We start from the raw sequence: 6,099 nt of genomic DNA, 5'->3' as shown, positions 1-6,099 counted from the left end.
CCGCCGCGCTGCCCGGAGCGCATCACACTCAGCCCTCCTGATCGATCCTCGGGCGATCAGGAGGGCGTGCGCGCTTTCGCCCTCCGTGCTCGGACCGCAAGTGAACAGTCTGCATCTCGTCTGTGACATAAAGTCACTTCGGGGAGGCGGTGACCTCCCCACAGTGCGTGACGGCCGGGAGGCAAGGGGGCGACCATGCCCGACCGGGAACAGGAAACAACGCTGCTGGCGCTGCTGGACGGCGTCACCGCGGCACTCAGCGCCGGTGACGATCTGCCCACGGCGGCACGGGCGGCGCTGCGCGCCATGCGCAAGGCGACCGGCTGGACGCTAGGCCACATCTGGCTACCAGAAGAAGGCGGCGGCCACTTCGTCTCCTCCGGCGCCTGGACAGGCCCGATCAAGGACTTCCCGCTGCTGTATCAGGCCACGACGCGCACCCGGTTGGCGCCGGGCACCGACATCGTCGGCCGGGCCGCGGCCACCGGCCAGCCGGTCTGGTCACGCGACATCACTCGCGATCCTTCGTTCGTGCGCGCCCGCCAAGGCATCGACGCAGGGATGAGGACGGCATTCGCGTTCCCGGTGATGACCGCCGACGGCGTGGCCTCGGTGTGGGAGTTCTTCTGCCGCCAGGAGATCGAACCGGATGAGACCCTGCTGCAGGCGGTGACCAGCCTGGGCCGGCAGATGGGCCGGGTGATCGACCGCCACCGCGCCCGCCAGGAGGTCGAGGCCGCCCGGATCCGGCTGGAACAGATCATCGAGACCTTGGTGGAGGCCTTCGTGTCGGTCGACGCCGACGGGCGCGTCATCGGCTGGAACGCCGCAGCCGAGCACATGTTCGGGGTTACGCGCGGCCAGGCCCTCGGCATGATCATGCACGAGACGATCATGCCGGTCCGCTACCGGGAGGCCTACCTGGCCGACCGGGCCCATTTTCTGGCCACCGGCCGATCCCGGCTGATGGGACAGCGGCTGGAGCTGGGCGCCCTACGCTCAGACGGCAGCGAGTTCCCGGCCGAGATGGTGTTCTGGGCCACCCGCCAGGCCGACACCTGGATCTTCAACGCCTTCGTCCACGACATCACCGATCGCCGCCGCGCCGAGCAGGCACTGCGCGCGGCCTACGCTCAAGAGCAGGCCACCGTGGCCCGCCTGCAGGAGCTGGATCGCGCAAAAGACGCCTTCCTCGACACCGTCGGCCACGAGCTGCGCACCCCGCTGGTGAGCATCCTGGGCTACCTGGAGATCCTCACCCTCGGCAACGATGACCTGCCGGCCGGCCAGCGCCTGCGGATGCTGCGCACCATGACGGGCAGCGCCCTGCGGCTGCAGAAACTGCTGGAGGATCTCATCGCGATCAGCACCACCGCCGGCGGGCAGCTGAGCCTCACCCTCGCCCCCACCGGCGTGCAGGAGATCCTCGATGAGGCGCTGCGGGCGGTCTCCACCGAGATCCGGTCCGGTGATCATCCCATCCGGCTGCGCATGCAGACGGGCCTGCCGCCCCTTCGCGCCGACCGGGCCCTGCTGGTGCGGGCGATCAGCGCGCTGCTGTCGAACGCGGCCAAGTTCTCCCCAGCGGGCGGTTCGATCACCGTGCGCGCCGCCCGCAGCCCGGATGCCCTGGCCTTGGCCGTCAGCGACACCGGAGTCGGGATCGAGGCCGAGGAGCTGCCGCACATCTTCGAGCGTTTCTACCGGGCCCCTGCCGCCCGTGCGGCGGCCGTGCAGGGCATCGGCTTGGGATTGACCCTCGCCAAAGCCATCGCCGAGGCCCACGGCGGCTCCATCACCGCCACCAGCGTCCCGGGCAAGGGCTCGACCTTCACCCTCACCCTGCCGCTGCCGGCAGCCGGCTCCCTGGCCGAAGCCGGCGCCGACCGCCCCGTGATGCTGCGGTGACGGGGTTTCCCAGGCCCGCCGCAGCGGTACGGGCCAGGTATCCAGGTCTCCGGCTGCCGTGATGATCATGCGTGCCCGCCGGTGAGGACCTGATCGTCGGGGTGGGGGAACAACGACCGTGGAGCATGCGATCACACGCCGCATCCGCCGGGTGCTGAGCTCGGCGATGACGCTGGCGGTGCTGGCCGCGCTGGTGGTGGCCGTGGCCGGCCTGGGGGGGACAACCGTACTGGCCAGCGTCCTGAGCGATACTCAGCAACGCCTGGCCGATGAGACGGTGCAACGGCGCCTCGCGCTGATGGGTGAGGTGGTCGAGGCCGAGACCGGCCGCTACGTCGAGGCGCTGCGCCTGGTGGCCGCCGCCGCGGGCACCGCCGAGCCGCTGACCGCTGCGGCCTTCGCCCGCATGGTCGAGCCGCTGAAGCAGACGCATCTGCCGGGAGCCACCTCGATCACATTCCTGGTGCCCGCCACCGATGCGCAGATCCCCGCCGTGCAGGCGCGCTGGCGGGCTCGAGGCGTGCCGGCCTTGAGGCTGCGGCCCGAAGGCCACATCGACGAGCACATCTTCTTCGTCCTGAGCCAGGACATCACTACCGGCGCCGCCCCCGCGCCCGGCACCGACCTCACCACGACCGCCGCCCCGGCGCAGGCCGCGGCCGAGGCCCGCCGCAGCGGTCAGGTCGCCGTCTCCGATGCCTTCCATCTGCTCGGTGACCGCGATCTGCCCGCCGAACGGCGCCAGCTGTCGTTCGTGCTGACCGCCCCGGTCTACGGGCCCGCCGAAGCCGCCGGCGGTCACGGGCGGCCGCTGGCGGGCTGGGTGATGCTGGGCCTGCGCGGCCAGGACTTCCTGGGCGCGGTACTGTCGCGCATCGCCCAGGGCGCCGATGTGCACCTGCGCGCCCGCCAGAGCGACGCCACCTTGGCCACCGTGGCCTCGCTCACCACCTCCGCAGGGGACAAGGACCTGCACCGCAGCGTGCGCATCCCCGTCGCCCAGCAGTCCTGGCAGCTGGATGTGGCCATCGCACGGACGCAGATACCTGGTGCCCGCGGCCTGGCCGGCACCGCGGTGATGATCATCGGTGGCACGCTCACCCTGCTGCTGGCGGCACTGGTGTTCACCCTGGGCAGCGGCCGAGCCCGGGCCCGCGCGCAGATTCAGGCGGCCACCGCGGACCTGCGCACCGCCGAGGCCGCCGCCCGCCGCCAGGCCGAGCTGATGAGCGCGATCCTGGACGGCATCAGCGACGGGGTGGGCGTGGTCGATGCACGCGGGGCGTTCCTGCTGCACAACCCGGCCGCCCGCGCCATGCTCGGCACCGGCCTGGACGCCGAGGGGATCGGCTCCTGGCAGCATCACTACGGCATCTTCACCCCCGACGGCGCGGCTGCGTTCCCGACCGAGGACCTGCCACTGGTGCGAGCGCTGGCCGGGGAGCACGTCGAGCAGGTGCCGATGCTGATCCGCAACCCATCCCGCCCCGAGGGATTGGTCGTCTCGGTGTCGGCCCGGCCGCTGCAGGCCACCGCCGGGCAGTCCGGCGCGGTGGCGGTCTTCCACGACATCACCGACCGCGCCCGCGCCGAGGAGGAACGGGAGCGCACCGCCGTCCGGTTGCGAGAGGCCCGCGATGAGCTGGCCGCCAGCAAGGCCTACCTGACCCAGGTGCTGGACGCCATCGACGTCACCGTCATCACCTGCGACGCCGACGGGGTGATCGTGACGCCAACCGGGCCACCCGCCGCGCCCTGCCCAAGGACGGCCGGCCGCTGACCATCGCCGACGCCACCCCGCTGCTGGCCGTGGCCTACCCCGACGGCACCCCCGTCCCGGCTGAGGAGAACCCGCTGACGCGGGCCCTGGCCGGAGAAACCATCGACGGCATGGAGCTCACCATGACCCCGCCCGGTGGCCAACGGCACGTCATCATGGCTCACGCCCGGCCCCTGCGCGACCCGGGCGGCCGCATCACCGGCGCGGTCGCCTCCTCCTTCACCATCACCGCGCTGCGCGAGCGTGAGCGCGAACTGGCGGCATTCGCCGGCATCGTCGCCCACGACCTCAAACGCCCGCTGGCCACGGTGCGCGGGTTCGCCGAACTCATCCACGAGGACCTGACCGGCCCCGCCGCAGCGGAGCCGGCAGGTGAGCGGCCACGACCGGCGGCCCGCCCCAGTGGCTCCACCGGCTACAGCGGCATCACCGCCGGTGACCACATCCGGCATCTGGAACGGATTCTGGCCGCGGTGACCGGGATGAGCCGCCTGATCGACGACCTGCTCGCCTACGCCACAGCCCGCGACGCCACGCTGACTCTCACCGGCGTCGACCTGCAGGCGCTGGTGCAGGAGATCGTCGCCGAGCACCTGGCCGCCGCGACCGCCCAGACCGACCGGCCGGTACCGCAGGTGTACATCGGGTCACTGCCGACGGTGTGCGCCGATGCCCCGCTGACCCGCCAGCTGATCAACAACCTGATCGGCAACGCGATCAAATACACCCCGCCCGGCCAGGTGCCCCGCGTCGATGTCACCGCCGCCCCGGCCGAACCGGGCTGGGTGCGCATCCAGATCGCCGACCGCGGCATCGGCATCCCGCCCGGCGAACATCAAGCGATCTTCACCGGGTTTCACCGCGCCGCCGCCGGTTATTCCGGCACCGGTCTGGGCCTGGCCATCTGCCAGCGCGTGGTCGAACGCCACGGCGGCACCATCACCGCACACGACAACCCCGGCGGCGGCGCCCGGTTCGTTTTCACCCTGCCCACCCCGGACAATCCCCCGCCCCAGGCATGACCGCCGATCGGCCGCGTCGGTCGCACGCCGGCACCCCGTACCACCACGGCGACCTGCGCTTCACCCTCCAGCGCCCCGCGATGTTCAAGGTCATGTTCACCGAGCCCTGCGACCCGGCCAGCCAGGAGCGCGCCGCCGTGATCGCCGCCATTTCCGGCTACCTCGACGACATCGTCCGCAATGTCTTTCCCGCCCGTGAGGCCGAGCCCTTGGCGAACGCGCTCTGGGTACTGGTGCACGGCCTGGCCTTCTCCACCTCGACGGAAAGTTCGACACCGCCACACCGCAGCAGACCGCCGGCCGTGTCCGCTTCGCCGGGGATCCCGGATGGATGTTCATGCCGCCCCGCCAGGAGAACGCTCTGGCGTCGCGAGGAGGGCGCTCGACCGGGGTTGACCGGTGTCCTACTGTCGTTGACGTGGCTGGTGTCCGAGCATGAAGTGGCTGGCCGAGTGTTCTGCCGAGGCGCTCGATGAGGCGCTGCGGGCCGTGGCTCCGCAGCTCGCCGGATGCTCCATCACGATCGCTGGGCGAACGGGGGAGGAGGAGCCGCTGTGGCAGTCGTCCAGCGCGATCGTCGGTGAGCGGTTCATCGCGAAATTCGCGTGGTCGCGCCCCGCGGCCCTCCGCTTGGCGCGCGAGATCGGCATCCTGACCGCGCTTTCACGCGAACCGCGGATGCCGCTCCTGCCTGAGGTCGTCGCCTGCGGCATGGATCCGCTGCTGCTCGTCACCAGACGGGTGCCGGGGAAATCCCTGTTCGAGGTCGTCGGCTCGATCAACCGGGACCGCGCCGGCAGACAGATCGCCTGCTTCCTGGCGGCCCTGCACGACCCGGCGGCGCTCGAGCGCGCCGAGCATGCGGTCGGCAAGCTCACCGGCGCCCATTTGCCGCCCGCCAGGGCCACGGTTTCGCGTGAGCGGCTCGGCAGGTGGATTCGGCCGGATCAGCGTCCCGCTTTGATGCGCTGGTGCGGCTGGGCCGAAGCCGTGCTGGCCCGCCCTGGTCCTGCGGTGCTGGTGCACGGCGATCTGCATGGTGACAACCAGGTGTGGGATGGCGACGAACTGCGGCTGGTGGTGGATTTCGAGACTGCCGGAGCCGCTGAGCCGGAGTACGACCTGCGCGCCTTTCCGGGTCCCGGGATGGGCCCCGGCCTCGAGCTTCTGAAGGCGGTCATGCGTCATTACCGGCAGGTCACCGGCCGCCGGCTATCGGCCGAGCGGGTTATGGCCTGGCATCTGCGCCATGCCCTGGGCGATGCGCTGTGGCGTACCGAGGCCGGCATCCCACTGGCAGACCATCGGACACCGGCACAGTGGGTCGAGGATATCGCCGCGCGCTTCAGCGCACTCAGCGTCAACCCCGCAGTGCGTCCGGTTTAGGGC

At 71.4% G+C, this 6,099-nt stretch carries 5 protein-coding genes; all 5 read left to right on the top strand.

The window, feature by feature from the left end:
• The first annotated feature begins 195 nt into the window (after nt 1–195).
• The 5 genes from Plo01_RS28485 (at nt 196) to Plo01_RS28465 (ending at nt 6,096) form a co-directional block, all read left to right on the top strand.
• Nucleotides 196–1,908, top strand: coding sequence for a sensor histidine kinase (locus Plo01_RS28485; protein ID WP_203893789.1), 1,713 nt, complete (start codon nt 196–198; stop codon nt 1,906–1,908).
• Between the two features lie 118 nt (nt 1,909–2,026).
• Nucleotides 2,027–3,688: a CHASE domain-containing protein gene (locus tag Plo01_RS28480; RefSeq protein WP_203893788.1), complete on the top strand. Its 1,662-nt coding sequence runs from the start codon at nt 2,027–2,029 to the stop codon at nt 3,686–3,688.
• Between the two features lie 29 nt (nt 3,689–3,717).
• Entirely contained in the window at nt 3,718–4,710 is a 993-nt protein-coding gene (locus Plo01_RS28475; RefSeq protein WP_203893787.1) for a PAS domain-containing sensor histidine kinase, read from the top strand.
• Nucleotides 4,707–5,186 (top strand): TetR-like C-terminal domain-containing protein, encoded by a 480-nt coding sequence (locus tag Plo01_RS28470; RefSeq protein ID WP_373871729.1) that lies wholly within the window; start codon nt 4,707–4,709, stop codon nt 5,184–5,186. Before Plo01_RS28475 ends, Plo01_RS28470 begins: the two co-directional genes overlap by 4 nt.
• Nucleotides 5,146–6,096 carry a phosphotransferase family protein gene (locus Plo01_RS28465; protein WP_203893785.1) on the top strand — a complete coding sequence of 317 codons (951 nt, stop codon included), beginning with the start codon at nt 5,146–5,148 and terminating at the stop codon, nt 6,094–6,096. Before Plo01_RS28470 ends, Plo01_RS28465 begins: the two co-directional genes overlap by 41 nt.
• The last annotated feature ends 3 nt before the right edge of the window (nt 6,097–6,099 follow it).

This window comes from Planobispora longispora, from assembly GCF_016863135.1.
Lineage (GTDB): Bacteria > Actinomycetota > Actinomycetes > Streptosporangiales > Streptosporangiaceae > Planobispora > Planobispora longispora.
Note: the sequence above shows the minus strand (reverse complement) of the source record. Positions and strands in the feature narration are given on the sequence as shown.

Excerpts from the sequence above, each read along its gene's own strand:
- Plo01_RS28485 (WP_203893789.1), top strand. The coding sequence starts at position 196 with ATGCCCGACCGGGAACAGGAAACAACGCTGCTGGCGCTGCTGGACGGC.
- Plo01_RS28470 (WP_373871729.1), top strand. The coding sequence starts at position 4,707 with ATGACCGCCGATCGGCCGCGTCGGTCGCACGCCGGCACCCCGTACCAC.
- Plo01_RS28465 (WP_203893785.1), top strand. The coding sequence starts at position 5,146 with ATGAAGTGGCTGGCCGAGTGTTCTGCCGAGGCGCTCGATGAGGCGCTG.